This is a genomic window from Nguyenibacter vanlangensis, assembly GCF_013376155.1.
GTDB lineage: Bacteria > Pseudomonadota > Alphaproteobacteria > Acetobacterales > Acetobacteraceae > Gluconacetobacter > Gluconacetobacter vanlangensis.
The window spans coordinates 1-3,373 of sequence record NZ_JABXXP010000315.1 but is presented as its reverse complement, the minus strand read 5'-3'; the positions used below and the strand labels follow the sequence as shown (position 1 = coordinate 3,373).

Genomic DNA, 3,373 nt, shown 5'->3' with positions numbered 1-3,373 from the left:
GGTCGCGGCGGCAATGCCGGCGGCCCGGGCGGCAATACGGGCGGCAATACGGGCGGCTGGGACGCGCCGCATGGCGGCGGCAGCGACCTGGACGACGAAATCCCATTCTAAATCCCGCTCCGGGCCGGCACGACCCGGCCCCTGGCACAGCCGCCCCTTGGGCACAGCCTACCCGGCCCCAACGGGCCATCGGGACGGCGCATGCGGCATCTCCACCGTGGTTTCTTCACCGTGGTTTCTCTGGGACCCGCACTCTGTGCTAGGCTCGGGTCCAGTTCCCGCCCTCCTTGCCCACGGGCCGGGGGCCTTGACATGACGGATTTGCATTGACCGAAATTCCCGATCCGCCGGAGCCGCCGGCGCCTTCCGATCTGCTTCCGGTGACGATCGAGGAGGAGATGCGGTCCTCCTACCTCGCCTATGCGATGTCGGTCATCGTCAGCCGCGCCCTGCCCGACGTGCGCGACGGGCTGAAGCCCGTGCACCGGCGCATCCTCTATTCGATGCGCGAGAGCGGCTTCACCCACGACAAGCCCTACCGCAAATCGGCCCGCGCGGTCGGCGACGTGATGGGTAAATACCACCCGCACGGCGATTCCTCGATCTACGACGCCATGGTGCGCATGGCGCAGTCCTGGTCGATGCGCGTCAAGCTGATCGACGGTCAGGGCAATTTCGGCTCGGTCGACGGCGATTCCCCGGCGGCCATGCGCTATACCGAGGCCCGGCTGGCCAGGGCCGCGTCCTTCCTGCTGGACGACATCGACCGCGACACCGTCGATTTCCAGCCGAACTACGACGAAAGCGAGCAGGAGCCGAAGATCCTGCCCGCCGCCTTCCCCAACCTGCTGGTCAACGGCGCGTCCGGGATCGCGGTCGGCATGGCGACCAACATCCCGACCCATAATCCGGGCGAGATCATCGACGCGACCCTGGCGCTGATCGCCCGCCCGGACATGACCCTGGACGAGCTGATGCAGATCGTCCCCGGGCCGGATTTCCCCACCGGCGGCATCATCCTGGGCCGCGCGGGCATCCGCAGCGCGTTCGAGACCGGGCGCGGCTCGGTCATCATCCGCGCCCGCGCCGAAATCGAGGAGCTACGCCGCGACCGCCGCGCCCTCGTGATCACCGAAATCCCGTACCAGGTCAACAAATCGACCCTGCAGGAGCGCATCGCCGAACTGGTGCGCGCCAAGCAGATCGAAGGCATCTCCGACATCCGCGACGAAAGCGACCGGTCGGGCATGCGCATCGTCATCGAGATCAAGCGCGACGCGACGCCCGAAGTGGTGCTGAACCAGCTCTACCGCTTCACCCAGCTCCAGACCTCGTTCGGCGTCAACATGCTGGCGCTGGACAACGGCCAGCCCCGCCTGATGGGGCTGAAGGACGTGCTGCACGCCTTCATCACGTTCCGCGAGGACGTGATCCTGCGCCGGGCGCGCTTCGACCTCAACAAGGCGCGCGACCGCGGCCACCTGCTGGTCGGCCTCGTGATCGCGGTGGCCAATATCGACGCGGTGATCGCGCTGATCCGCGCCGCCCCCGACGCCGCCACGGCGCGCGAGGCGCTGATGCGCACCGCGTGGGACGCCGCCGACGTCGCACCGCTGCTCGACCTGATCCAGGACGAGGGCAACGTGATCGCCGACGGCAAGGTCCACCTGACCGAGGCCCAGGCCCGCGGCATCCTCGAACTGCGCCTGCAGCGCCTGACCGGGCTCGAGCGCGAGAAGATCCAGCAGGAACTGTCCGAGGTCGCGGTCCGGATCAACGAACTGCTCGAAATCATCGCCAGCCGTCCCCGGCGCATGGAGGTGATGTGCGCCGAACTGGCGGCGATCCGTGCCGAGCTTGCCTCGCCGCGCCTGACCGAGATCGCCGATTACGCGGGCGACCAGACCGACGAAAGCCTGATCGAGCCCGGCCAGATGGTGGTGACCATCACCCGCGACGGCTTCATCAAGCGCACGCCGCTCGACATCTTCCGCGCCCAGAATCGCGGCGGGCGCGGCCGTACCGCCGCCGGGCGGCGCGGCGACGACATCGTGGTGCGCTCGTTCAACGCCCACACCCATCAATGGGTGCTGTTCTTCTCGTCCGGCGGCAAAGCGTATCGCGAGAAGGTCTGGCGCCTGCCCGAGGCCAGCCCCACCGCCAAGGGCCGCGCGCTGGTCAACCTGCTGCCCGACCTGGGCGGCGATTCGATCACCGCCGTCCTGCCCCTGCCGCAGGACGAGACGCTGTGGGAAAACCTGCACCTGGTCTTCGCCACCGCGTCGGGCAATGTCCGCCGCAACCGGCTCAGCGATTTCCGCAATATCCGCGCCTCCGGCCTGATCGCGATGAAGCTGGACGAAGGCGACCGCCTGATCGGCGTCGCCACCTGCCGCGAAGGACAGGACGTGTTCCTGGCCACGCGCAACGCCCGCTGCATCCGCTTCCAGATCACCGACGACACGCTGCGCGTCTTCGCCGGGCGCGACAGTTCCGGCGTGCGCGGCATCCGCCTGGCCGAGGGGGATGAGGTGAACAGCCTGTGCGTCCTCAACCATGTCGAGGCGACGGTCGAGGAACGCTCGGCCTTCCTGCGCATGGCCAATGCCCGCCGCCGGGCCGAAAACGCCGCCGCGGGCGACGAGGCCGAGGACGTCCCGCCCGATGCGTCCGACGAGGAATCGGCCCCCGCCGATTCGGTCATCACGCCCGAGCGATTCGCCGAACTGGAACTGGCCGAGGAAATCCTGCTGACCGTCAGCAACGCGGGCTTCGGGCGCCGTTCCTCGGCCTACGACTACCGGGTCAGCGGGCGCGGCGGGCTGGGCATCGCCAACATGACCTTCAGCAGCAGCCGGCGCGGCACCGAAGTCGTGGCGACGCTGCCGGTGATCAACGGCACCGACGTCATGCTGGTGACCGACGCGGGCCGCCTGATCCGCCTGCCGGTCGGCCAGATCCGCGTCATGTCGCGCCAGGCCGGCGGCGTGACCCTGTTCCGCCTCGACACCACCGAGCGCGTCACCAGCGTCTTCCCCGTCATGGATGACGGCGAGGATGGAGGCGAGGATGACGCTGCCGAGGACGGGCTCCAGGACGGCGTCCAGGATGGCCAGGGCGCGGCGGAGGCACCCGATGCCTGACGCCGCGCCGCGCACGGGATTCTATCCCGGCACGTTCGACCCGGTGACCAACGGCCACCTGGACATCATCGAACGTGCGGCGCGGCTGGTGGACCGGCTGATCGTCGGCGTGGGCGAAAATGCCGGCAAGCAGCCGCTGATGCCGGTCGACGAGCGCATCGCCTGCCTGCAGGCCGAAACCGCGCCGGTCGCTCGCCGCGCCGGGATCGCGATCGGCGTGGTGGGCTTCG

General features: G+C 69.2%; 2 protein-coding genes. Both read left to right on the top strand.

The annotated features are described in order from the left end of the window. Window positions 1-326: 326 nt before the first annotated feature. Window positions 327-3,143: a DNA gyrase subunit A gene (gyrA, locus tag HUK84_RS13010; protein WP_176640674.1), complete on the top strand. Its 2,817-nt coding sequence runs from the start codon at window positions 327-329 to the stop codon at window positions 3,141-3,143. Then, a partial coding sequence (locus tag HUK84_RS13005; RefSeq protein ID WP_176640673.1) for an adenylyltransferase/cytidyltransferase family protein occupies window positions 3,136-3,373 on the top strand: 238 nt, incomplete at its 3' end. The genes gyrA and HUK84_RS13005, both read left to right, overlap by 8 nt.